The organism is Pseudomonas sp. DR208 (genome assembly GCF_019823005.1).
Taxonomy (GTDB): domain Bacteria; phylum Pseudomonadota; class Gammaproteobacteria; order Pseudomonadales; family Pseudomonadaceae; genus Aquipseudomonas; species Aquipseudomonas extremorientalis.
Map to the genome: position 1 here is coordinate 1040969 of NZ_CP081944.1, position 23958 is coordinate 1064926.

The window sequence follows — 23958 nt, forward strand, 5'->3', positions numbered from 1 at the left end:
CGTTTTTAGGTCAGGAAGTGCCAAAGCACCAGCGTCCCCACCAGACCGACGACTGAAACAATCGTCTGCAACACCGACCACACCCAGATCGTTTGCTTCAGTTGCAAGCCGAAGTACTCACGCACCATCCAGAACCCGGCGTCGTTGACGTGGCAGAAGAACACCGAGCCGGCACCGATTGCCAGCGCGACCAGCGAGCTTTGCGTCACCGCCAGCCCGGCCATCATCGGCGCGAGAATGCCCGCCGTCGTGGTGGTGGCGACTGTCGCCGAACCCGTTGCCTGGCGCAACGCAACCGCGATCAGCCATGCCAGCAGCAGGTACGGCATGTGCGCACCTTCGGCGACCTTGCTGATGGTCTGGCTCACACCGGCATCCAGCAGGGTTTGCTTGAGGCCGCCGCCGGCGCCGATGGTGAGCAGCAAGACGGCGATGGGGGCGAGGGCTTTGCGCAGGGTGTTGCCCACGTCGGCTCTTGGCATGCCTGCGGCCCAGCCCAGGCAGATCACGGCGGCGATCACGGCCAGGCCGAGGGCGATCAGCGGTTCACCGAGGAACTTCAAGGTCAGGCCGACGCTGCTGTCGGCCGGTAGCGCGACCTTGGCCAGCGTGCTGCCCAGCATCAGGATCACCGGTAACAGAATGATCAGCAACGACACGGTAAAGCTCGGCTGGCGCGGCGCCTTGGGCGGGGCGCTGAACAGTGCGCCGATGTCCGCCGGTTCATCCACCTGCAGGCGCTTGGACAGCCAGTTGCCATAGATCGGACCAGCCAGGATCACCGCCGGCACCGCCAGGCAGAAACCCAGCAACATGGTCAGGCCGAGGTCGGCGTGCAAGGCGCCTACCGCAATCAGCGGCCCCGGATGCGGCGGCATCAGAGCGTGCAGGGTGGTCATGCCGGCCAGTGCCGGGATGGCGATTTTCAGCAGCGGCTGGTTTGAACGCTTGGCCATCACAAAGATGATCGGCACCATCATCACCAGGCCCACTTCGAAGAACAACGGCAGGCCGATCACCATCGCCACCAGCGCCATCACCCACGGCAATGACTTGCCCTTGCCCAGCCCGAGCAGAGTGGTGGCAATGCGGTCGGCCGCGCCGGATTCGGCCATCAACGCGCCGAGCATCGAGCCCAGCGCAATGATGATCCCGGCTTCACCGAGGATCGCCCCGGCGCCTTTGCTGAAGGCCTTGGCCACTTCTTCCGGCGGCAGGCCGGCGCCGACACCGGCGATAAAGGTGCCGATCAGGATCGACAGGAATGGCGGCAACTTGGTCGCGCTGATCAGCACGATGATGCTGGCGATGGCCAGCAGTACACAAAACATAAGGCGAGTGTCGTGAACCATCCACGCGGCAGTCGATAACTCCAAGGCGGGACTCCTTATCGAACAGGTTGGGAAAATTGTTTCTTTTTGTTTCCTGTCCGAAAAGCATACCCGATACCGCGCTGGCCAAGTGCTTATGTACCGTTTTGGTGCGATCAGCGGCGGGCGGTCGAAATGCCCGCCGCAGAGCCATTGCTGTCGGATTTGTAATCTTTGCTCCACCGCCCTGATAAGTCGCGGCCGCTACATTGCCTGCGCTTGTACTTCATGGGCGTGGAACTCTCGTTATGGCAATTTCCGTTAGAAAACTCATGGGGGCGGGTGTGTTGTGGCTGGTTGCCGGCGCTGCCCAGGCACAGACCCTCACACTCGATTCAGCCCTGCAAACCGCCTTCGCCAATAACCCTGACCTGGCGGCTGCACAATGGGAAATCGACATCGCCCAGGGCGGCCGCCAGCAGGCCGGGTTGATCCCCAACCCGGTGCTCTCCTGGGACGCCGAAGACACCCGTCGCAACTCTCGCACCACCTCCATCAAGCTCAGCCAGGCCCTGGAGTTGGGCGGCAAGCGTGGTGCACGCATTGACGTGGCCAGCCGTGCCCAGGACGCCGCCGCCCTGACCTTGGAACAGCGCCGCAACACACTGCGCGCCGACGTCATCGACAACTACTACGGCGCGCTGCGTGCGCAGGAACGCCTCGACCTGGCGCAGCGTTCCATGGCCGTGGCCGAGCGCGGCCTGGGCGTTGCCAATGGTCGCGTCACGGCGGGCAAAGCGTCGCCGGTAGAGGCAACCCGTGCGCAGGTGCAACTATCGGAAATGCGCCTGGAATTGAACCGCGCACAGGTCGGCCTTACCGACGCCTATCGCCGCCTGGCCGCCAGCACCGGCAGCGCCGGCGCGGATTTCCAGGCCGTCGCTACACCGTCCCAATCCACACCGCCCCTGCCGCCGCTTGCACAGTTGTTGACGCGCCTTGAGCAGACCACTGAACTGCGCCTGGCCGAGCTGAACATCCTGCAAAACGAAGCCAGCGTCGGCCTGGAAAAAGCCCAACGCATTCCCGACCTCGATGTGTCCATCGGCAGCCAGTACGACGCCAGTGTGCGCGAGCGCGTGAACCTGGTGGGCGTGTCGATGCCGATCCCGCTGTTCAACCGCAATCAGGGCAACGTGCTCGCCGCCACCCGCCGCGCCGACCAGGCCCGTGACCTGCGCAACGCCACCGAACTGCGCCTGCGCACTGAAACCCGCCAGGCGCTGGACCTGTGGCAAACCGCTAATACCGAAGTGCGCGCGTTCAACCAGCAGATCCTGCCCGCCGCGCAAAGTGCAGTGGACAGCGCCACCCGTGGTTTCGAGATGGGCAAGTTCAGCTACCTCGACGTGCTCGACGCCCAGCGCACACTGATCGCTGCGCGCACCCAGTACCTCACCGCCACCGCCCAGGCCACTGACGCCTGGGTGCGTATCGAACGGATCTACGGCGACCTCGCCCGGTTTTGATTGTCTTTGGAGTCCTTTATGAACAACCGACACGGTGTGGCACTTGCCATTGCCCTGGGCCTGATGCTGTCCGGCGTTGCCTGGGCCGATGAAGAAGAAGGCACACTCGAACTCACCGAGCAGCAGATCCAGGCCGCTGGCATTCAACTGGCCCAGGCCGAGCCCCGCACCCTTAGCACGATGCTGGTATTGCCGGGCGAGGTGCGTTTCGACGAAGACCGCACCTCCCACATCATCCCGCGTGTGGCGGGTGTGGTGGAGTCGGTCAAGGCCAACCTCGGCCAATCGGTGAAGAAGGGTGAGCTGTTGGCGGTGATTGCCAGCCAGCAGATCTCCGACCAGCGCAGTGAGCTGGCCGCCAGCGAGCGCCGGGTTGAATTGGCGCGCACCACCTTCCAGCGGGAACGCCAGTTGTGGCAGGACAAGATTTCCGCCGAACAGGATTACCTGCTGGCGCGCCAGGCCCTGCAGGAAGCTGAGATTGCCCTGAACAACGCTCGTCAAAAGATGACCGCATTAAGCGGCAGCGCTGTGCTGGTTGGCGGCAATCGCTACGAGTTGCGCGCGCCGTTCGCCGGTGTGGTGGTGGAAAAACACCTGGGCGTCGGTGAAGTCGTCAGCGAAACCAGCAACGCTTTCACCCTCTCGGACCTGTCCCAGGTGTGGGTGACCTTCGGTGTGTTTCCCAAGGACTTGAACAAGGTCCGGGTCGGCAAACCGGTCACCGTCAGCTCAACCGAAATGGGCACCCAAGTGCAGGGCACTGTGGCGTACGTCGGCAACCTGCTCGGTGAGCAGACGCGCACGGCCACCGTGCGCATCAGTGTGCCCAACCCCGATGACGCCTGGCGCCCTGGGCTGTTTGTCAGCGTGCAACTGGCGACGGATTCTTACCCGGCGAAGGTCACCGTCCCGCAGGCCGCGATCCAGACCGTCGAGGACAAACCCTCGGTATTCGTACGTACCCCGGAGGGCTTCATCACCCGTCACCTGGAGCTTGGTGCGAGCGAAAACGGCTACGTCGAAGTGCGCCAGGGCCTCGATGCCGGGGCGCAGGTGGCCACGGTCGGCAGCTTCATCCTCAAGTCCGAACTGGGCAAAGGCTCGGCCGAGCACGCCCATTGATCCTGCGAGTGATTCCCCATGTTTGAGCGCCTTATCCAATTTGCCATCGAGCAGCGCATCATCGTGCTGCTGGCGGTGCTGTTGATGGCCGGTGTCGGCATCGCCAGCTATCAGAAATTGCCCATCGACGCGGTGCCCGACATCACCAACGTACAGGTGCAGATCAACTCGGCGGCGGCCGGGTATTCACCGCTGGAAACCGAACAGCGCATCACCTTCCCCATTGAGACCGCCATGGCCGGTTTACCCGGGTTGCAGCAAACCCGTTCGTTGTCGCGCTCCGGGTTGTCCCAGGTAACGGTGATCTTCAAGGACGGCACCGACCTGTTCTTCGCCCGCCAACTGGTCAACGAGCGCCTGCAAGTGGCCCGCGAACAATTGCCCAGCGGCATCGAAACGGCCATGGGGCCGATTTCCACCGGCCTCGGGGAAATTTTCCTGTGGACCGTCGAGGCCGAGGACGGCGCACGCAAAGACGATGGCACGCCTTACACGCCCACCGACCTGCGGGTCATCCAGGACTGGATCATCAAGCCACAACTGCGCAACGTGCCGGGCGTGGCCGAGATCAACACCATTGGTGGCTTCGCCAAGGAGTACCAGATTGCCCCCGACCCCAAGCGCCTGGCGGCCTACAACCTTACGCTGAATGACCTGGTCACGGCGCTGGAGCGCAACAATGCCAACGTCGGCGCCGGCTATATCGAGCGCCGTGGCGAGCAACTGTTGATCCGTGCACCGGGCCAGTTGGCGTCCATCGATGACATCGCCAACATCGTTATCACCAGCTCGGACGGCACACCGATTCGCGTGCGCAATGTGGCCCAGGTCGAGATCGGCCGCGAACTGCGCACCGGCGCCGCCACCGAAAACGGCCGTGAAGTCGTGCTCGGCACGGTGTTCATGTTGATCGGCGAAAACAGCCGCAGCGTGTCCCAGGCTGTGGCGGAAAAACTCGAAGAGATCAACCGCTCGCTGCCCGAAGGCGTGGTGGCGGTCACGGTCTACGACCGCACCCACCTGGTCGAAAAAGCCATCGCCACCGTGAAGAAAAACCTCTTCGAAGGTGCGTTGCTGGTGGTCGCGGTGCTGTTCCTGTTCCTCGGCAATATCCGCGCTGCGCTGATCACGGCCATGGTGATTCCCCTGGCGATGCTGTTCACCTTTACCGGAATGTTCACCAACAAGGTCAGTGCCAACTTGATGAGCCTCGGCGCGCTGGACTTCGGCATTATCGTCGACGGCGCGGTGGTGATCGTCGAGAACGCCATCCGCCGCCTGGCCCACGCGCAACAGCGTCATGGTCGCCTGCTGACCCGCAGCGAACGCCTGCATGAGGTGTTCGCGGCGGCGAAGGAAGCGCGGCGGGCGCTGATCTTCGGGCAACTGATCATCATGGTCGTGTACCTGCCGATCTTCGCCCTCACCGGGGTGGCCGGGAAGATGTTTCACCCAATGGCGTTCACCGTGGTGATCGCCTTGCTGGGGGCGATGATCCTGTCGGTGACTTTCGTGCCGGCGGCGATTGCGCTGTTCGTCACTGGCAAGGTCAAGGAAGAAGAAAATGGTGTGATGCGCACCGCGCGCCGGGTCTACGCACCGGTGCTGGACTGGGTGATGGCGCGCCGACCGCTGGTGTTCGGCTTGGCCGTGTTGACCATCGTCGCCTCCGGCGTTGTTGCCAGCCGCATGGGCAGCGAGTTTATCCCCAGCCTCAGTGAAGGCGACTTCGCCCAGCAGGCCTTGCGCGTGCCCGGCACCAGCCTGACGCAATCGGTGCAGATGCAGCAGCAACTGGAAAAAACCTTGATGGCCCAGGTGCCGGAAATCCAGCGGGTGTTTGCACGTACCGGCACCGCGGAAATTGCCTCAGACCCGATGCCGCCAAATATTTCCGACAGCTACGTGATGCTCAAGCCGAAGGACCAATGGCCCGACCCGAAGAAGTCCCGGGAAGCGTTAATCGCTGATATCCAGCGTGCCAGTGCGATTGTGCCAGGCAGTGCATACGAGTTGTCGCAGCCGATCCAACTGCGCTTCAACGAACTGATTTCCGGGGTGCGCAGTGATGTGGCGGTGAAGGTGTTCGGCGATGACATGGGCGTGCTCAACACCACCGCCGGGGAAATCGCCGAGACGTTGCAGAAGCTTGATGGCGCCTCGGAAGTGAAGGTTGAGCAGACGTCCGGCCTGCCGGTGCTGACCATCAATATCGACCGCGACAAGGCTGCGCGCTTTGGCCTGAATGTGGGCGATGTGCAGGACACTATTGCTGTCGCTGTCGGTGGGCGCCAGGCCGGTACGTTGTATGAAGGTGACCGGCGTTTCGACATGGTCGTGCGTTTGTCCGACGCGTTGCGCACCGATATCGACGGGCTGTCTCGGCTGTTGATTCCGGTGCCGGGTAACGCGGCTGGCCAGTTGGGGTTTATCGCCTTGTCCCAGGTCGCCAGCCTGGACCTGGTGCTCGGCCCGAACCAGATCAGCCGCGAGAATGGCAAGCGCCTGGTGATCGTCAGCGCCAACGTGCGGGGGCGGGATATCGGCTCGTTTGTCGAGGAGGCCGAGGCTGCCTTGATCGCCCAGGTGAAAGTACCGGCGGGCTACTGGACCACCTGGGGCGGCCAGTTCGAACAGTTGAAGGAAGCCTCCGAGCGCCTGCGCATCGTGGTGCCGGTGGCATTGCTGCTGGTGTTCGGCCTGTTGTTCATGATGTTCAACAACCTGAAGGACGGCCTGCTGGTGTTCACCGGGATTCCGTTCGCCCTGACCGGTGGGATCATGGCGCTGTGGCTGCGGGATATTCCGCTGTCGATCTCGGCGGGGGTGGGCTTTATCGCCTTGTCCGGCGTGGCGGTGCTGAACGGCCTGGTGATGATCGCCTTTATCCGCAACCTGCGTGAGGAAGGGCGCTCGTTGTCGATGGCGATCAATGAAGGCGCGCTGACCCGGTTGCGCCCGGTGTTGATGACGGCGTTGGTGGCGTCTCTCGGCTTTATCCCCATGGCACTCGCCACCGGCACCGGCGCCGAAGTGCAGCGGCCGCTGGCGACGGTGGTGATCGGCGGGATCATTTCCTCGACGGTGCTGACCCTGCTGGTACTGCCCGCGCTGTATCAGTGGGCCCATCGCAAGGAAGAGGAAACACCAGGCTGAACCGTGTGAATCGGCCCGGCTGGCTGCTGACCTCGGCGTGCCCCTGATGCAGGTGCATGATCGACTGCACAATCGCCAGGCCGAGGCCGGTGCCGCCTTCCGCGCGGGTACGGCTGCTGTCGGCGCGGTAGAAACGTTCGAACAGGTGGGGCAAGTGATGGGCCTCGATACCGCGCCCAGGGTTGCCGACCGACAGCGCCACGCTCCGGTCGTAGCTTTCCACCAGTAGCAACACGCTGGAGTCGCAGGGGGTGTGGCGGATGGCATTGGACAGCAGGTTGGAAATGGCGCGCTGGATCATCAAGCGGTCGCCCGTTACCCAGGCATCGCCGCGCAGGCTCAGGGTCACGTGCTTGTCTTCGGCGCTGAGCGCGAACAGTGCCATCACCCGTTGCGCTTCCTCGGCCAGCGACACCGGGGCAAACCCGGCCCGTGCTGCCGGGTGGCTGACCTGGGCGAGGAACAACATGTCGGAGACGATGCGCGACAGACGCTCCATTTCCTCGGTGCAGGATTCCAGGCCGGCCTTGTACTCCGCCGAAGGCCGCTCGCGGGACAGGGTCACCTGGGCCTTGCCCATCAGGTTGGTCAGCGGGGCGCGCAGTTCGTGGGCCAGGTCGTCGGAGAACTGCGACAGCTGCTGCACCCCGGCGTCCAGTCGATGCAGCATGAAATTGATGCCCTGGGCCAATTCGCCGAGTTCCTTGGGCAGGTTGTCCAGGGCCAGGCGATGGGTCAGGTCCTGGGTGCTGACCTTGGCCGCCACCCGGCTGAACTGCTGCAAGGGCGCAAGCCCGCGTTGCACCAGCCACCAGGCGCCCATGCCGATCAGGATCAGCAGCATCGGCAGGGCGATTACCGTGGAGCGCAGGTAGGCACTGAGCAACGCTTCATCATCGGAACGGTCCAGCGACAACAACACGCGTACGTATTCGCCCCCTTGCAGGGGCATCAGGCGCGTCGCACTGAGTATACGATTGCCCTGGCCATCGACCCAGTTCAAATAGGCCAGGTTCTTGCCGGTGGGCACGTCGAGCAACAGCGGTTGCTGGGGCCTGGCGCCGACGCTGAGGAGTACCGGTGCATCGGGCCGTGCGCCGATGATGGTCAGGTAGATATTGTCGTGGCCCATCACCAGGTCCAGCAGTGAATGGGGGCGGTTGGTGATGCGGTGTTCATCGAGGCCTTGGCCGAGGGTATGGGCCAGTTGCTCCATTTTGTTTTCCAGGCCCTTGCGCGCGAGCTTGTCCAACTCGTGGGTCAGGGCCAGGTACGCCAGGGTTGCCAGCAGCACAACCAGCCCGGCGCCCATCAGGCTGACGGTCAACCCCAGGCGCATCGACAGGCTGCTGGTCTTCATGGCCGCGCCTCCAGCACATACCCCACGCCGCGAATGGTGTGGATCAACTTCACCTCGCTCTGGTCATCGACCTTGGCGCGCAGGCGGCTGATGGAGACCTCCACCACATTGGTGTCGCAGTCAAAGTTCATGTCCCACACCAGCGAGATGATCTGCGTGCGGGTCATCACCTCGCCGGACTGGCGCATCAGCACATGCAGCAGGGCGAACTCCTTGGTGGTCAGGTCGATCCGGCGGTTGCCGCGGTAGGCGCGATGCCGGCGCGGGTCCAGTTCCAGGTCCGAGACGCGCAGCACGTCCGGCACCGGGATGTGCTCGCTGCGCCGTAGCAACGTACGCACGCGAGCGAGCAGTTCGGGAAACTCAAAGGGTTTGACCAGGTAATCATCGGCGCCCATGTCCAGGCCCTTGATCTTGTCGGCCAGCCTGCCGCGTGCGGTCAGCATCATCACGCGCTGATTGCCGTCGCGGCGCAGTTGCTCCAGCACTTCCCAACCGTCGGTGTTGGGCAGGTTCACATCAAGGATCACCAATTCGTAGCTGTGCTGCCGGGCCAGGTGCAGGCCATCGATGCCGCTGGCGGCGCAATCGACGACATAACCGCTTTCGGTCAGGCCTTGCTGCAGGTAGTCGGCGGTTTTTTGCTCGTCCTCAACCACAAGGATACGCATGGGGAGTTACCTTCAAAGAAAACGAAAAGGGCATGGCCTCATGGCGAGGCGGGGGAGGCTGTAGGAAAACTCTGGACCGTGAAGTAGCTTTAGGGTCAAGCCATGTCAGACAGGTGCGACGATTCGTCACTGAGCCTGCACACAAAAAAAACGCCCCGACCGGGGCGCAAAAATTCATCTCTGTTCCAAAGGAGCTACACGAAAGCCGCAGAGATGAGAGGTGTTCGGTGTGCAGTGTAGAAAGTGCAACTTAACGAGAAGGTGAGACCAATATTACAGTTCTGACAGACTTCAACCTGTGAAGAGATGTAGCGCATCGGCAAGTGAATGTAATTGGCCTACCTTAAAGCACCGCAATGGGGTACTCGATAATCAGCCGAACTTCTTCCAAGTCCGACTCGAATGCACTTGAGCGCACGGTCGCCTGGCGCAGCCGCAGTGATAAATCCTTCAAGTTTCCACTTTGCACCACATATTTGGCCTCGATATCCCGCTCCCAGCGGCGTTGGTCGGTCAGTGGGGCGCCGGCTGCATCGCGACGCATGTACACCGCGTTGGCGTTGCTGTAATCGGCGCCAGTGCCTTTGCCGTAGCGGGTCATGAACGACAGGCCGGGGATGCCGAATGCCTGCATGTCCAGGTCATAGCGCACCATCCATGAGCGTTCCTTGGGCGAGTTGAAGTCGCTGTACTGGATCGAGTTGTTGAGGAAGATCGAGTCGGACTGGCGCAGGTAGTCGAAGTCGTCATCACCGTTGTTGCGCTGGTGGGAGAGGGCCAGGCTGTGGGCGCCGACCTTCACCCCGAGCCGGGCGCTCCAGATGGCGTTATCGAATTCACCGAGCTTTTTCCGGCCCTCGTCCACCGCCTTGTAGTAGTTGACGTCGCCGAACAGCGAGACGTCTTCACCCAGCGGATAGCTGACGACGCTGCCGACGTAGTACTGGTCCCAGGCATCTTTCAAGCGGCTGCCGTAGAGGCTGACGCTGAGGTGTTGGTTGACGGTGTAATCACCGCCGAAATAACCGACCCAGGGCGAGTCGACCGGGCCTGCGTAAAAGGTCGCGAAGCCTTTGTTCATGCCGCTTTCGCTCGGTTGGCTCATGCCGCTCAAGCGCCCGCCTTGCAGGGTCAGGCCCTCGAGGCTGGTGTTCTGTGCGGTCACGCCACGAAAACTTTCCGGCAACACGCGTGAATCGCCGTAGGCCACGACGGGGGTCAGCGGGAAGACGTCGCCGGCCTTGATGACGGTATCCAGCATGCGCAGTTTTGCGGCGCCGCCGACTTTACTGTAGGTGTCCTCGGGGTGGTTTTCGCTGTCCACCGGCAGCACGCCGAACGAGCCTTTGCCGCCGCTGCGGCCGGTGCCCGAGTCCAGCTTTATGCCGACCATGGCGAACGCATCCACGCCAAAGCCCACGGTGCCTTGGGTAAAACCAGATTCGAAGCGGCCGATCAAACCCTGTGCCCAGGCCTCTGAATAGCCATTGCCGGTGGGGCTGGACTGGCCTTTGCGATCATCGCGGTTGAAGTAAAAATTACGCGCCAGCACATTGAAGCGGCTGCCTTCGATAAAGCCCTCGGGCGGGTCCTCCACGGCCACGACAGCCAGCGGGAAAGCGGCGCACAGTGAAAGGGGAAGGCTGTAGTGACGGATACGCATGGTTCGCTCCTGGTGCTTGGCAGTTTCAGCTTCTTATGAGAGTGGGCGTTCTTATTGATCTGGCCCGGGCTGATAGTTGCAAACCGCAGATAACGAAGAAGTGGTACAAAGATTACAATTCTGGAAACTCACACTTATCTAACAAATAAGTAATGTTCTGGTGAAGTTTGCGTCAGGGTCAGTTGGTTAGTCTGCGCACTGAATCTTTCAGTCGAGGAACTAATCATGAAGTTTCATAAAGTCGCGCTGGGTGTTTTAACCGCCATCCTGTCGTTCGGTGCGTTGGCCGAAGGTGGGGGGGACCGTACGTTCGCACTGATGATGGAGCGTAATGAAAAAGCCATGGCCGACTACGCCGCCAAAAAGGGCAAGCCGGCGCCCGAGGTGCAGGCCTATCGCTACGGCATGAAGCTGGACATCGCCAAGGTGGTCAACGTCACGCCGCCGATCCGCTCGTGCAACGCGGTGCCGTCGCGCATGACCTATGAAGACTCCAGCGGCAAGCTCAAGACCCTTGAGTATCAAGTGATGGGCGTGTGCCGAAACAACGGCAGCTGATGTGGCCGAAAAAATACTTGGGCGAGGGCCTCAAGCTCGCTTAAGAAAATGCCGGCAGCGCCGATGCAGGTCGGATTCATCTCCCTCATTTGATCCTCGGTGCCCCATGTTCAACACCCGTTTGAAGCAGGAGCTGTCGGCTCTTCGCGAAGAGTTGTCCAGCTTGAATCAGGTCAAGGAGAGCCTGGAAAGTGAAATGCTGTGCCTGACGCTGGACGCCGAAGGCCGGGTGGAATGGGCCAATGCCAACTTCCTGCAGGAGCTGGCCTACCAGAGTGGCCAACTACTGGGGCGTGCGATCGAAGACCTGGAGCCGGTCCACGTGCGCAGGGATGAGTTCCAGCAACGCTTCAAGAACGCCCTGGTGCGCGGCGAGCATTTCGCCGGCACCGTGCGCCTGATGCGGGGCAATGGCCAGGAAGCCTGGCTGCGCTCGATTCTGCAACCGGTGCGCAGCTCCGATGGGCGCATCAAGCATTTTTCGATTTATTCCAGCGACCTCACCCGCACCATCGAGGCTTCCCGCGAGCATGAAAACCTCATGAACGCGCTGGTGCGCTCTACCGCCGTGATCGAGTTCGACCTCGGCGGGCACGTGCTGAGCGCCAATGACCGTTTCCTCGGGGGCATGGGTTACAGCCTGGCGCAGATCCAGGGCAAACATCACCGGATATTCTGCGAGCCGGAGGAATACAACAGCACCGAGTACCAGGACTTCTGGAAGCGCTTGAACGCCGGTGAGTTCGTCGCGGCACGCTTCAAACGGGTCGACAGCCATGGCCGCGTGGTGTGGCTGGAAGCGACCTACAACCCGGTGCTGGACGCCAATGACCGGTTGTACAAAGTGGTCAAGTTCGCCACGGTGATCACCGACCAGGTCAACCAGGAACAGGCGGTCGCCGACGCGGCGAACATTGCCTACAGCACCTCGCTGCAAACCGACAACAGCGCCAGCGCGGCACCACCGTGGTGACCCAGGCGGTGGATGTGATGCGCGACCTGGCCAGGCACATGCAACAGGCCGGTGACGGTATCGAGGCGCTCAACGCCCAATCCCAAGTGATCGGCACCATCGTCAAGACCATCAGCGGCATTGCCGAGCAGACCAACCTGCTGGCGCTCAACGCCGCCATCGAAGCGGCGCGTGCCGGCGAACAAGGTCGTGGTTTTGCGGTGGTCGCCGATGAAGTTCGGCAGTTGGCCTCGCGCACCAGCAAGGCCACTGAGGAGATTGTCGGCGTGGTCCGTCAGAACCAGGACATGGCCCGCGACGCGGTCGCCCTGATGACCGACGGTCGCCTGCAAGCCGAACAGGGCCTGGCGCTGGCTGCCGAAGCGGGCACGGTGATCGTGGAGATCCAGGACGGGGCGCAGAAGGTGGTCAGCGCGGTGGGCCAGTTCGCCAACCAACTGTCGAGTTGAGCGTAGGGCTTCAGGTATCGTAGGGGCTTTCTGGTATCAAGAGTCGACTGTCCATGAGCCCTACCCACCGTCGCCCCGTCCCGCTGTCCAAGGCCTACCGCTTGCTCAACCACGGCCCTACGGTGCTGGTGAGCGCCGCGCACAACGGCCAGCGCAATATCATGGCCGCGGCCTGGGCCATGCCGTTGGATTTCGAACCGCCGAAGGTAGCGGTGGTGCTGGACAAGGCCACCTGGACCCGCCAACTGCTGGAAAGCGCCGGCACCTTTGTGTTGCAGGTGCCTTGCGCGAGCCAGGCCGACCTTGTGCAAACCGTGGGCAACACCACCGGTGCCGACACGGATAAATTTGCCGCCTATGGCTTGCACACGTTCAGCGGTGGACACATCGACGCGCCGCTGCTGGAAGGTTGCGTGGCCTGGCTGGAATGCCGCCTGCTGCCCGAGCCGCATAATCAGCAGACCTACGACCTGTTCCTCGGCGAAGTGGTCGCGGCCTATGCCGACGAACGCGTATTCAGCGACGGCCGCTGGCACTTCGAAGGGCATGATGAACTGCGCACCTTGCACCATGTGGCGGGCGGGCATTTTCTCACCATCGGCCAGCCGATTGATGGGCACGCGCTCTAAGCCTAGTCAGCGCCCGAGCATCTTCACCCAGCGCGACGGCGGCATGCCGTAGGTGCTGCGAAACTGCCGGGTCATGTGGCTCTGGTCGGTGAAGCCGGCCGTCATCGCCGCGTCCACCAGCGATTGGCCCTGGGCCAGCAGGCTGCGCACCAGGTCCAGGCGGCGCATGGTCAGGTAGCGATAGGGGCTGGTGCCGAACAGCAGGCGAAAATCCCGCGACAAGGCCCAGCGGTCACGGCCGGCGTGGTCGGCCATGTCATCCAGGGTGATGCTGCGGCCCAGGGCACTGTGGATGAACTCCCGGGCGCGCTCGGCGGCCACGTAGTCGAAAGTCTTGCGGCTGATGATCCCGCCCGAGACGTTGTTCAGCGCATGGGCCAGGTCGAACAGGGCGTCCTGTTCCTGCAATGGGTCGATGGGGTTGTCCAGGTTCTGCAGCAGCACTTCGCTGGCGCGCAACAGCCTAGGGTCGGTGGACAGGCCGCCCGGGATAAACGGCAACGGCTTGCCGCCGAGAATCTGCTGGATCAGCGACGGCTCTACGTAAATCATCCGGTATTTGAAGCCCTCTTCACTGCCGGCGTGGCCGTCGTGGGTTTCATCGGGGTGAAGCACCATGGTTGTGCCCGGCACGCTGTGGATCATGTCGCCGCGGTAGTGAAAGCTCTGCACGCCCGTCAACGTACGTCCGATGGCGTAAGTGTCGTGGCGATGCGGGTCGAACGCGAAGCCGGCAAAGTATGCCTCGATACGGTCCAGGCCACTGGCATGGGGCGCGCGGTGCAACCAGTCGAGGGTGGCGGTGGGTTTGCCCATGGTAAGGGGTCACAAAAAAGAGAGGGAAATACGTTAACCCAGTCTGCACCCCTTGTCTGCCGGGGTCTTGTACGATTGTGCAGGGTAGGGCAGAGGCCTATGATCGTCGCTCGTGCCTCGCGCTGATGGAGCTGCCCACCATGGATTTTCTCAACCCGGCCTATGTGACGCCCCTGGTTTCCCTGGCCTTGCTGTGGACCGTCGCGGTGGTCACGCCTGGCCCCAATTTTTTCAACACGGCGCAACTGGCCGCCAGCTGTTCGCGCCGTCATGGTGTGGTGGCATCGGCCGGAGTGGCCACGGGTACGATCATGTGGGGCCTGGCGGGTGGCCTGGGCATCAAGTCGCTGTTTACGGCGGCACCGATGCTGTACCTGGCGTTCAAGATCATCGGCGGCTGCTACCTGATCTACCTCGGGTTGAAACTGTTCAAGCGGTCTTCACCGAACATGAGCCAGAACGTGCTGCCGGACGACGCCCGGCGCTCGCTGTTTTCCGCGTGGCGCCTGGGGTTGCTGGGTAATCTGTCCAACCCCAAGGCCGCTTTGTTTGTTGCCACCATCTTCGCGTCAACCATGCCGCCTTCGCCGTCGCCGATGCTGCTGACCCTGGCGGTGATCACCATGGCCACCTTGTCGTTCAGTTGGTATTCCAGCGTGGCACTGGTGTTTTCCAGCGAACGCATGGCCACGCTCTACAGCCGATCGCGCAAGTGGCTCGACCGCTTTGCCGGTGGCTGCTATGTGTTGTTCGGTGCACATCTGGTAGCGAATCGCTGACGGCCCGTGGTAAGAAGCCTTACGTTCAACAGTGAGGTCGGGTCATGGGCAAGGTGCGGGTAGGAATTATTTTTGGTGGTCGTTCGGCTGAGCACGAAGTGTCGTTGCAATCGGCGCGCAATATCGTCGATGCGCTCGACCGCTCGCGTTTCGAGCCGGTGTTGATCGGTATCGACAAGGCCGGCCATTGGCACCTCAACGACACCTCGAACTTCCTGCTCAACCAGGAAAACCCGGCGTTGATCGCCCTCAACCAGTCCAACCGCGAACTGGCGGTGGTGCCCGGCAAGGCCAGCCAGCAATTGGTGGAGACTTCCGGCAGCGGCCTGCTGGAACATGTCGACGTGATCTTCCCCATCGTCCACGGCACTCTCGGCGAAGATGGTTGCCTGCAAGGCCTGTTACGTATGGCCGACCTGCCTTTCGTGGGTTCCGATGTGCTCGGTTCGGCGGTGTGCATGGACAAGGACATCAGCAAGCGCTTGCTGCGCGATGCCGGGATTGCCGTCACCCCATTCATCACCCTGACCCGCAGCAATGCGGCGCGTACTTCGTTTGAGGCCGCGGTGAACACGCTCGGCCTGCCGATGTTCGTCAAACCTGCCAACCAAGGCTCATCGGTGGGCGTGAGCAAAGTCGGCGACGAAGCCGAGTACCATGCTGCCGTTGAACTGGCCCTGGGCTTCGATGAAAAAGTGCTGGTCGAATCGGCGGTAAAAGGCCGCGAGATCGAATGCGCCGTGCTGGGCAATGATCACCCCATCGCCAGTGGTTGCGGCGAGATTGTGGTGAGCAGCGGTTTCTATTCCTACGACAGCAAGTACATCGACGACCAGGCCGCCCAGGTGGTGGTGCCGGCCGATATCAGTCATGAAGCCAGCGAGCGTATTCGCCGGTTGGCCATTGAGGCTTTCGAGGTGCTGGGCTGTTCCGGCCTGGCACGGGTCGATGTGTTCCTTACCGACGATGGCGAAGTGTTGATCAACGAAATCAACTCATTGCCCGGCTTCACCCGCATCAGCATGTACCCCAAGCTGTGGCAGGCGGCGGGCATGAGCTACAGCGAACTGGTGAGCCGCCTGATCGAGCTGGCGCTGGAGCGGCATGCGGGGCGCAAGGGGTTGAAGATCAGTCGGTGATGCGAGCAATCCACGAATAAATCAGTGTCTTCACTTCCTCCGGGTGATGCGTCCTTCGGCGGTAGCTGGCAAAGGTGGGGGAGGTGCAGTAAGTGCACACCTCACTCACCTCGATTTGTTCACGCCGGATGCCGGCCGCTTGCAGCAACAGCACGCCATACCCGCTCAAGTCAAACCACGCGCTTGCTGCTTGCCTGGCGTGGGGCGGTGCAATTTGCGCGGGCAATAACGGTGCGGGTTGCGCTGCGCTCCACGGCGCCCGCCCGGTTGACCACAGGTGCCCCTGGTCAGCCTGGAACTGCGCAACAAACCCCTCGCTCACCTCATAGCAGCACGGTTTGATCGACGGTCCGATCGCCACGCGCAACTGGTCGACTGCAATCCCTTCGTCGGTAAAACGCTTGATTGCATTGGCGATGATCCCGCTTTGCAACCCCTTCCATCCTCCATGCACCGCAGCGACCTTTTCGCCGTTCTGCGCGGCAATCAGAAGGGGCAGGCAGTCAGCGGTGATCACCGCGATGGGCTTGTGCTCACCTGTGCACACCCCGTCCGCTTCAACGGTATTGGGCACCTGGTCGGCTTGCCACTCGATCACTGAGGCGCTATGCACCTGCTTGCAGATGAACACCTCATCGGGGCGCAGCGGATCATTGATCGAACAAAAACCGTGGTCGACGCCTGGGATGGCGCCGAGATTATCTGCCTGTTGCACGAGCGCTTTCTCCGATGTTTGAAGTGTTCAGTCGCCGACCGCTTTGCCTTCACGCCGAGGGTCGGCGCCGCCACTGAGCGACACTTTGCCCTGGGCATCCCGCATGCGAACGATGGCCTGGATGCCGCTGGTCATATCGATCTCGCTCAGGGCATGGCCTCTGTCCTTGAGGGCCTGTTTCAGTGCAGGACTGAACAGGCCGGCCTCCAGCTCGGTGGCACCATTGCGACTGCCGAAGTTCGGCAGGCTGATGGCCGCTTGCGGGTCAAGTTTCCAGTCAAGCATCGCCACCAGGGACTTGCTGACGTACTCGATGATTTGCGAGCCGCCGGGCGAGCCGACCGTGGCCAGCAACTCGCCGCTGTTGCGGTCGAACACCAGCGTCGGCGCCATGGCCGAGCGTGGACGCTTGCCGGGCTCGACGCGGTTGGCCACCGGCTGGCCATTTTCCTCGGGGATAAACGAGAAGTCGGTCATCTGGTTGTTGAGCAAGAAACCCTGGACCATCAGATGGGAGCCAAATGCCGCCTCAACCGTGGTGGTCATCGACACGGCGCCACCCTGGTCATCCACCGCCACCACTTGTGAGGTGGAGATGCGCAACGGCGAGCGGTCCGGCGCATAGGCCACCTGGATACCCGCCGGCACGCCCGGTTTGGCGATGCCCATGCTGCGCTCGCCGATCAACGCGGCGCGCTTGGCCAGGTACTCCGGTGCGACGAGGCCCGCGACAGGCACGGGTACAAAGTCTGCGTCAGCGACGTAGAGCCCGCGATCAGCGAAGGCCAGGCGCCCGGCTTCGGCCAGCAGGTGCACGGCTTCGGGCGTTGGTTCAAGGCCGGCAGGCGATGCGCTTTTTACCGGAGGCATCGCCGCGATGTCCTGAGCTTTCAGGGCCTGCAAGGTGCCCAGGATTTGCGCGACGGCGATCCCGCCCGACGACGGCGGTGGCATGCCGCAGACTTTCCACTGCTTGTAATCGGTGCACAGTGGGGGGCGCTCTTTGGCTGTATAGCCTTTGAGGTCTGCCTGGGACAGGCTGCCCGCGTTGCGATGGCCTTGCACCTTGCGCGCGATCTCATCGGCAATCGGCCCTTGGTACAGCGCGTCCGGGCCTTCCTTGGCGATGCGTTTGAACACATTGGCCAGCGCCGGGTTTTTCAACACGGTACCGGTGGCTTTTGGTGTGCCATCGGCATTCAGGAAATACGCCGCCATATCCGGTGACTGCGGGATGTTACGGTCAGCCGCGATCAGGCTATGCAGGCGTGGCGAAATCGCAAAGCCCTGTTCCGCCAGGCGGATCGCCGGCTCGAACAGCGTGGCCCAGTGCAACCGGCCGGTCTTCTTGTGCGCCATTTCGAGCGCGCGCAGTACTCCAGGCGTACCGACTGAGCGTCCACCAATTTGCGCTTCTGGAAACGCCATCGGCGTGCCGTCGCCCCTCAGGAACAAACGCTCGGTGGCCCCGGCCGGCGCGGTTTCACGGCCGTCATACGCGTGTACGTTTTTCCCGTCCCACACCATGATGAACGCGCCGCCGCCGATGCCGGAGGACTGCGGCTCCACCAGCGTCAACACGGCCTGCATTGCAATCGCCGCATCTATTGCCGAACCGCCCATGCGCAGCATCTCGCGTCCGGCTTCGGCTGCCAGCGGGTTGGCCGCCGCGGCCATATGGCGCTCGGCGTGTTGAGTAGTGAGGTCGGTGCGATAGCCGGAACCCAGCTCCGGTGCCGGAGGCTGTTCGTTGACCGGGGTATGGCAGGCAGCCAGGGTGAGGGCTGCGGCAATCACCGACAGTTGACGGCGGGAAATCGAAAACACGCGCTGAACTCCGTTCATTTTGAGAATGATCTGTTGTCCTTGGGGTAGTGCTTTTTACAGGTAAATCGTGCCTTGCAGGTAGAGCACCCCGTGGCCGGAAATGATCACGCGATCACCCTTGAGCTCGCAGCGCAGTTGGCCACGGCGCTTGCCGCCCTGTTCGGCGGTCAACCGGTTCTTGCCCAGGCGCTCAGCCCAGAATGGCGCCAATGAAGTGTGGGCCGAACCGGTCACTGGGTCTTCATTCACACCCACATTCGGCCCGAACCAGCGGGAGATAAAATCAAACCTCGCGCTTTTGGCCGTCACGGCGATGCCGCGTTTGGGCAGGCCCTTGAGGCGGGCGAAGTCTGGTGTCAGTGCGGCGACTTGCGTTTCGTCTTCCAGCAGTACGATGTAGTCATCAGTGCTGAACACGTCGGCCTGTTCAATGCCGAGCGCGCTCAACATGCCATCGGGCGGTTCGCAGGGTTGCGGTTGCTTGGCGGGGAAGTCCATCGCCAGTTCATCACCATTGCGCGTCACCCGAAGTTCGCCGCTACGCGTGGCAAAGCGCAATACCTCTGGCGCGTCCGCCAGTTGGTGAATCAACACCCACGCCGCCGCAAGCGTGGCATGGCCACACAGGTCCACTTCTATTTCGGGAGTAAACCAGCGCAATTCGTAGCATTCGCCGAGAGGTACAAAATAGGCCGTTTCGGAGAGGTTGTTTTCGGCGGCGATGGCTTGCAGTTGCTCATCGCTGAGCCATTCGGTGAGCGGGCAGACTGCCGCGGGGTTACCGCCGAAGCAGGACTGGCTGAAAGCGTCGACTTGGTAGATGTCCAGTTTCACCGTGGAGCACTCCGTGCTTAGAGGGGAGGCTGGACACTAACAGCGGGTCAAGGGAGCGTCAAAATACAGATGGTGCCTTTTTTCGGACGCAACTCTGGGCCGTAGGGGGAGGAGCGCTTCGAGTATGCCCCGCACTTTTCTCCAGGCATAAAAAAACGGCCTACCTTTCGGTAAGCCGTTTTTAGTACTTGGTGGCTACACAGGGACTTGAACCCCGGACCCCAGCATTATGAATGCTATGCTCTAACCAACTGAGCTATGTAGCCAAGTGGCGCGCATTATTCGCGTAGAACGGCAATGCGTCAAGTATTTATTTTGAATTTTTATCTACGCTTTCAACTGTTTAAGCGAAATTGCCGGATCGGGCGACGAGTGGTTCGCGATTCACCCGTCTGCACAGCAAGAAAAGCCTGATCGCGTTGGGCAGATATCCCTGCCGCCCAACGCGGGGGGCTGATATTAAGGGAACTTCGCGTTGTGAGTGGCGCGTTTAAGCTGTTCACGCGCCCGGGAGAGGCGCGAGCGAACCGTGCCGATCGGAATGTCCAGTGCGTCGGCGGTGTCCTGATAGCTGCCGTCGGTTTCCAGTGAGGCGTACAGCGTCTTTCGCATCTCTATCGGCAGGTGGTCGATGGCGCTCAAGGTTTTCTCCAGGCGCCGATTGATTTCAAATTCCCAGTCCAAGTTATGGTTCTCTTCCTGTCCATGCCATAGCGATTCGTCGAATTCGCAATGCACGGGCTTGGCGTACAGCCGCCTGAAGTGGTTGCGTATGAGGTTTTGCGCGATTCCGCACATCCAGGTACTCAGCGTGGCGTTCCCGCTGAAACGCTCACGGTTGCGCCAGGCTTCCAGATACGTCAATTGCAGCAGATCGTCTGCATCTTCGGGGTTGAGTACGCGCTTGTGAATGAAGCGCCGAAGTTTTTTTTGCTGGTCGTCTGTCAGGTGAAGCATGAATTGAGGCGAGCTGCCAACCAGGTGCGCTAAAGCATCAATAGGGATATTCATGGATTTTTCCTTGGAGTAGACGCAGTCGAAAGGTGTCGACGAGAACCCCATTTGCACTGGCTGTGCCAGGCGAAAAAATTTCATAATGTATTGATTTATATGGATAAATATTTTTTGTTGGCGCGCTTTTGTGCAAGTGCTTGCAGAAAGCGTTGAAGGCTTGTGCAAGTTTTTTCAAATGTGCAGTGGGCCATTTGTTGATGGAACCGCTTTGGCTGCTTTTGCCACACAGGGAAATACTCTTCCTGTTCAGGTCCAGTCATGGTTGATTTCCCTTCCGAACTGCAAAAAATTCGCAACGAGGATCGGCCAAGTGTCAGTCATACCTCCACACCTACTGCAAGCCAGGTAGCCGATGACCTGGCTCTTCTGTTCAACGAGGAAGTGGGAGCCAGCAGCCGGGCACTGAATCGGCGGCAGCTCATCCTGCCTGTGGCTGCGGTTCAGTTGCTTCACCAGCTTTATGATCAATGGGGTCATCCCGCCAAGAAGACGTTGGCAATGGCCACATTGCAATTCAAGCAGCAGCTGCGAATGCTTGTCGGGGTTGAAAAGTTGCTGGGGCTTTGCGAGGGCGACCCCGCTCTCACCTTTATTGTGCTCAAGAATGTGGAAGCCCAGTCGGGCACCGAAGCAACCTTGGCACGCGATGCAATCATCAAGCTTGAGGCGCGTTTCAGAGGGGAGATCCAGGCAGGTCTGAATACTGCGGCTGCACTTCGGGCGGGATGTGCCGACCTGCAAGAGCGTCAGGCGCTGCGAATGCTCTATTACACCAACGTGGTATCGCGCCAATCCCTGGTGAAGATCCTGCAGGCACTGCTGGATGTATACGGTGACGAACGGTTTTCAAAAGGGCTCAAGGTGATGCAAAAAGCCTTGGCGGACGATATCGCGGCGAAGGTGTCATCATTGCCCTCGGCGCATTTGCGTACCTTGCTCCTGGGCCTGCAAAGCTGTTGGCAGTTGGGTGGAGTATTTGCCCTGTGCCAGGCATTGATCGAGCGTCTGAGGATAGAGCGCGTTACGTCGAAGCTGATGCAGCGCTTGTTGGGCTACACCACTACAGGCATCGACTCCCAGGAATTTCAACGACTGCTGGAAGAACTGGATGCGGGCAGCCAACTCAGCCGCACCTTGATAGCCCTCAATGCCATTTACTCGGTATTCAACAAGTTCCCTCTGGCGTTGTGGTTTGACAACCGGACACGTGAGGAGCTTCTGCACAACCTGTTGGTAAGAGCGGGGGAACTCACGAAAATGGAGCGTGAGTACCTGCAAGCCACGGCAACGCCGGAGACTCTTGCGTGACTGCGCTGTCGGCCATCAACCGTTTTTTGCTGAAAGTCGCGCAGCGCGCCGAAGTGCTGGGCGCCGTGGTGGTGATGGCCATCGTGTTCATTTTCATCGTGCCGCTGCCCACCTGGCTGGTGGACATTCTGATCGCGCTCAACATCTGCATCTCGTGCCTGTTGATTGTGTTGGCGCTTTATCTGCCGGGCCCGCTGGCTTTTTCCTCTTTCCCGTCGATTCTGCTGTTGACCACCATGTTCCGCCTGGCGCTTTCGATTGCGACTACACGCCTGATCCTGCTGGAGCAGGACGCTGGCGACATCGTTGAGGCGTTTGGCAATTTTGTGGTCGGCGGCAACCTCGCCGTGGGGATGGTGATCTTCCTGATTCTGACGCTGGTGAACTTTCTGGTGATCACAAAGGGGTCCGAGCGTGTGGCCGAGGTGGCAGCGCGCTTCAGCCTGGACGCGATGCCTGGCAAGCAGATGTCCATTGACAGTGACCTGCGTGCCGGCTTGATCGACGGTGGGCAAGCACGGGACAAGCGCGAGCAATTGTCTCGCGAGAGCCAGTTATTCGGCGCTATGGACGGGGCCATGAAGTTCGTCAAGGGCGATGCTGTTGCGGGCCTGATCATTGTTGTGGTCAATCTGCTCGGTGGTTTTTCGACGGGTATGTTTCAGCACGGTTTGAGTGCGGCCGACTCCATGGCGCTGTATTCGGTACTGACCATCGGCGACGGCCTGATTGCTCAGATTCCCGCCCTGCTGATCTCCTTGACGGCCGGCATGATCATCACCCGCGTAGCGCCGGACGGGCGCAAGGGCGTCAGTAATATGGGAGCCGAAATCGCCCGGCAAATGACCAGCGAGCCCAAGAGCTGGGTGATTGCTTCGGTGGGTATGCTCGCGTTCGCGGTGGTGCCGGGCATGCCCACCGGGGTGTTTATTCTTATCTCAATGATGACCGGCTCCTTGGGTTATTACCTTGTGCGCCAGCGTCAGCAGCAGGAGGCCCCATCGGCCGAACCGGGCACCGCGGCTCGCCCGGAAGATAACGGCGATGCAGACCTGCGCGGCTTTGATCCTTCCCGGCCTTACTTGCTTCAATTCAACCCGGCGCTGTATGGCACGCCACAGGTCATTGACATCGTGCAGAGGGTGCGCAAGGCGCGAAATGCGCTAGTAGCCAACATCGGTTTGACATTACCCCCCTTCGAAGCGGAGTTCAGCGATTCACTGGCCCTCGACGAAATGCGTTTTTGCGTCCACGAAGTTCCGGTAATGAAGGCCACCTTCAGTGAACGAGTCGCCGTCGAGAGGGTGACGCTGGCCGAGCCTCCGGAACATGCTGAGCTGGGCATGGTCGAGCGGGATGAACAGGACTGGCTGTGGTTCGCTCCGGATGATCCATTGCTGGACGACCCTGCGGTTGAACACTTCAGCGCCCAAAGCCTGATCATTGAGCGCATGACTAGCGCAATGATGCTCAGTGGGCCCCGATTTCTTGGGATCCAGGAGAGCAAGGCAATCCTTAGTTGGCTTGAACAGAACCAGCCCGAACTGGTGCAGGAGCTGCAGCGAATCATGCCGCTATCGAGGTTTTCATCGGTGTTGCAGCGTCTGGCCAGCGAAGGCGTTCCGCTGCGTGCGGTGCGCTTGATTGTTGAGTCGCTGATCGAGTACGGCCAGCATGAACGTGAGCCGGAAGCGCTGGCCGACTATGCGCGCATCGCCCTTAAGGCGCAGATTTTCCACCAATACAGCGAACCTGACGGTCTGCATGCCTGGCTGCTGTCGCCCCAGACTGAAAACATCCTGCGTGAAGCACTGCGTCAGACTCAGACCGGAGTGTTCTTTGCCCTCGACAACGACAGCAGCGCATCGCTGGTCAACCTGCTCAATCAGGCGTTCAGCCAGCGCTCCAAGACCAAGAGCGTGATGTTGGTGGCGCAGGACCTGCGCAGCCCTTTGCGCACTTTGTTGCTGGACGAATTCAACCACGTGCCGGTGCTGTCCTTTGCTGAGCTTGGAAGTACTTCCAAGGTCAGGGTACTGGGGCGCTTTGATCTTGGCCAGGAAGAGTTGATGCGTGGGGCAGTGGCATGAGTCGGTCGTTGCA

21 protein-coding genes and 1 tRNA gene are annotated in these 23958 nt (G+C 61.2%); 11 read left to right on the plus strand and 11 right to left on the minus strand.

Translation table 11 applies throughout. The annotated features are described in order from the left end of the window. Nucleotides 1-5: 5 nt before the first annotated feature. The gene (locus K5K89_RS04440; RefSeq protein WP_102591649.1) at nucleotides 6-1376 is read right to left on the minus strand and encodes a gluconate:H+ symporter; all 1371 of its coding nucleotides are present in this window, start codon (nucleotides 1374-1376) and stop codon (nucleotides 6-8) included. Nucleotides 1377-1618: 242 nt separating this feature from the next. Here K5K89_RS04440 and K5K89_RS04445 point away from each other — a divergent pair, with 242 nt between their 5' ends. The 3 genes from K5K89_RS04445 to K5K89_RS04455 are packed head-to-tail and all read left to right on the plus strand — an operon-like array spanning nucleotide 1619 to nucleotide 7120. Next, complete coding sequence (locus K5K89_RS04445) at nucleotides 1619-2839, plus strand: TolC family protein (protein ID WP_222540926.1); 1221 nt, start codon at nucleotides 1619-1621, stop codon at nucleotides 2837-2839. 18 nt (nucleotides 2840-2857) lie between these two features. Then, nucleotides 2858-3964, plus strand: a complete 1107-nt coding sequence (locus tag K5K89_RS04450) for an efflux RND transporter periplasmic adaptor subunit (protein WP_222540927.1) — start codon at nucleotides 2858-2860, stop codon at nucleotides 3962-3964. Nucleotides 3965-3982: 18 nt separating this feature from the next. Then, complete coding sequence (locus K5K89_RS04455; RefSeq protein WP_222540928.1) at nucleotides 3983-7120, plus strand: CusA/CzcA family heavy metal efflux RND transporter; 3138 nt, start codon at nucleotides 3983-3985, stop codon at nucleotides 7118-7120. Here the strand turns inward: K5K89_RS04455 and K5K89_RS04460 are convergent. The 3 genes from K5K89_RS04460 to K5K89_RS04470 all read right to left on the minus strand — a co-directional run bounded on the left by K5K89_RS04460 (nucleotide 7035) and on the right by K5K89_RS04470 (nucleotide 10814). After that, on the minus strand, nucleotides 7035-8480 hold the full coding sequence (locus tag K5K89_RS04460; protein WP_222540929.1) for a heavy metal sensor histidine kinase: 1446 nt from the start codon (nucleotides 8478-8480) through the stop codon (nucleotides 7035-7037). The genes K5K89_RS04455 and K5K89_RS04460 overlap by 86 nt on opposite strands. Next, nucleotides 8477-9151: a heavy metal response regulator transcription factor gene (locus K5K89_RS04465; RefSeq protein ID WP_071490997.1), complete on the minus strand. Its 675-nt coding sequence runs from the start codon at nucleotides 9149-9151 to the stop codon at nucleotides 8477-8479. Before K5K89_RS04465 ends, K5K89_RS04460 begins: the two co-directional genes overlap by 4 nt. 343 nt (nucleotides 9152-9494) lie before the next feature. Next, nucleotides 9495-10814, minus strand: coding sequence for an OprD family porin (locus tag K5K89_RS04470; protein ID WP_222540930.1), 1320 nt, complete (start codon nucleotides 10812-10814; stop codon nucleotides 9495-9497). Nucleotides 10815-11039: 225 nt separating this feature from the next. Here K5K89_RS04470 and K5K89_RS04475 point away from each other — a divergent pair, with 225 nt between their 5' ends. From K5K89_RS04475 to K5K89_RS04485, 4 genes are all read left to right on the plus strand, one after another. Beyond that, nucleotides 11040-11372, plus strand: coding sequence for a DUF2790 domain-containing protein (locus K5K89_RS04475; RefSeq protein ID WP_222540931.1), 333 nt, complete (start codon nucleotides 11040-11042; stop codon nucleotides 11370-11372). Nucleotides 11373-11478: 106 nt separating this feature from the next. Beyond that, nucleotides 11479-12345: a PAS domain-containing protein gene (locus tag K5K89_RS04480; protein WP_261400937.1), complete on the plus strand. Its 867-nt coding sequence runs from the start codon at nucleotides 11479-11481 to the stop codon at nucleotides 12343-12345. 17 nt (nucleotides 12346-12362) lie between these two features. Next, nucleotides 12363-12794 carry a methyl-accepting chemotaxis protein gene (locus K5K89_RS28875; RefSeq protein WP_371914363.1) on the plus strand — a complete coding sequence of 144 codons (432 nt, stop codon included), beginning with the start codon at nucleotides 12363-12365 and terminating at the stop codon, nucleotides 12792-12794. A 53-nt stretch (nucleotides 12795-12847) separates the two neighbouring features. Further along, entirely contained in the window at nucleotides 12848-13423 is a 576-nt protein-coding gene (locus tag K5K89_RS04485; protein ID WP_222540932.1) for a flavin reductase family protein, read from the plus strand. A gap of 6 nt (nucleotides 13424-13429) precedes the next feature. Here K5K89_RS04485 and K5K89_RS04490 read toward each other — a convergent pair whose 3' ends face one another. Beyond that, a complete protein-coding gene (locus tag K5K89_RS04490; RefSeq protein WP_071491002.1) occupies nucleotides 13430-14239 on the minus strand; it encodes an AraC family transcriptional regulator in 810 nt (269 codons plus the stop codon). 140 nt (nucleotides 14240-14379) lie between these two features. On the opposite strand from K5K89_RS04490, the gene K5K89_RS04495 reads away from it, so the two are divergent. Both K5K89_RS04495 and ddlA read left to right on the plus strand, forming a co-directional pair. After that, complete coding sequence (locus K5K89_RS04495; RefSeq protein ID WP_092240541.1) at nucleotides 14380-15018, plus strand: LysE family translocator; 639 nt, start codon at nucleotides 14380-14382, stop codon at nucleotides 15016-15018. 44 nt (nucleotides 15019-15062) lie between these two features. Then, nucleotides 15063-16157: a D-alanine--D-alanine ligase gene (ddlA, locus tag K5K89_RS04500; RefSeq protein WP_222540933.1), complete on the plus strand. Its 1095-nt coding sequence runs from the start codon at nucleotides 15063-15065 to the stop codon at nucleotides 16155-16157. Here ddlA and pgeF read toward each other — a convergent pair. The 6 genes from pgeF to K5K89_RS04530 form a co-directional block, all read right to left on the minus strand. Next, nucleotides 16147-16872 carry a peptidoglycan editing factor PgeF gene (pgeF, locus tag K5K89_RS04505; RefSeq protein ID WP_222540934.1) on the minus strand — a complete coding sequence of 242 codons (726 nt, stop codon included), beginning with the start codon at nucleotides 16870-16872 and terminating at the stop codon, nucleotides 16147-16149. The genes ddlA and pgeF overlap by 11 nt on opposite strands. Nucleotides 16873-16899: 27 nt before the next feature. Further along, a complete protein-coding gene (ggt, locus tag K5K89_RS04510) occupies nucleotides 16900-18717 on the minus strand; it encodes a gamma-glutamyltransferase (RefSeq protein WP_071491006.1) in 1818 nt (605 codons plus the stop codon). 36 nt (nucleotides 18718-18753) lie between these two features. Beyond that, nucleotides 18754-19533: a PhzF family phenazine biosynthesis protein gene (locus K5K89_RS04515; RefSeq protein ID WP_222540935.1), complete on the minus strand. Its 780-nt coding sequence runs from the start codon at nucleotides 19531-19533 to the stop codon at nucleotides 18754-18756. 189 nt (nucleotides 19534-19722) lie between these two features. Then, nucleotides 19723-19799 (minus strand) — tRNA-Met (locus tag K5K89_RS04520). 193 nt (nucleotides 19800-19992) lie between these two features. Further along, the gene (locus K5K89_RS04525) at nucleotides 19993-20544 is read right to left on the minus strand and encodes an RNA polymerase sigma factor (RefSeq protein ID WP_071491015.1); all 552 of its coding nucleotides are present in this window, start codon (nucleotides 20542-20544) and stop codon (nucleotides 19993-19995) included. Between the two features lie 95 nt (nucleotides 20545-20639). After that, nucleotides 20640-20807 carry a hypothetical protein gene (locus tag K5K89_RS04530; RefSeq protein ID WP_222540936.1) on the minus strand — a complete coding sequence of 56 codons (168 nt, stop codon included), beginning with the start codon at nucleotides 20805-20807 and terminating at the stop codon, nucleotides 20640-20642. On the opposite strand from K5K89_RS04530, the gene sctW reads away from it, so the two are divergent. Continuing rightward, nucleotides 20806-21855, plus strand: coding sequence for a type III secretion system gatekeeper subunit SctW (gene sctW / locus K5K89_RS04535; RefSeq protein WP_222540937.1), 1050 nt, complete (start codon nucleotides 20806-20808; stop codon nucleotides 21853-21855). The two genes, K5K89_RS04530 and sctW, sit on opposite strands and share 2 nt — an antisense overlap. Next, the gene (gene sctV, locus K5K89_RS04540; RefSeq protein WP_071491017.1) at nucleotides 21852-23945 is read left to right on the plus strand and encodes a type III secretion system export apparatus subunit SctV; all 2094 of its coding nucleotides are present in this window, start codon (nucleotides 21852-21854) and stop codon (nucleotides 23943-23945) included. Before sctW ends, sctV begins: the two co-directional genes overlap by 4 nt. Nucleotides 23946-23958: the final 13 nt, after the last annotated feature.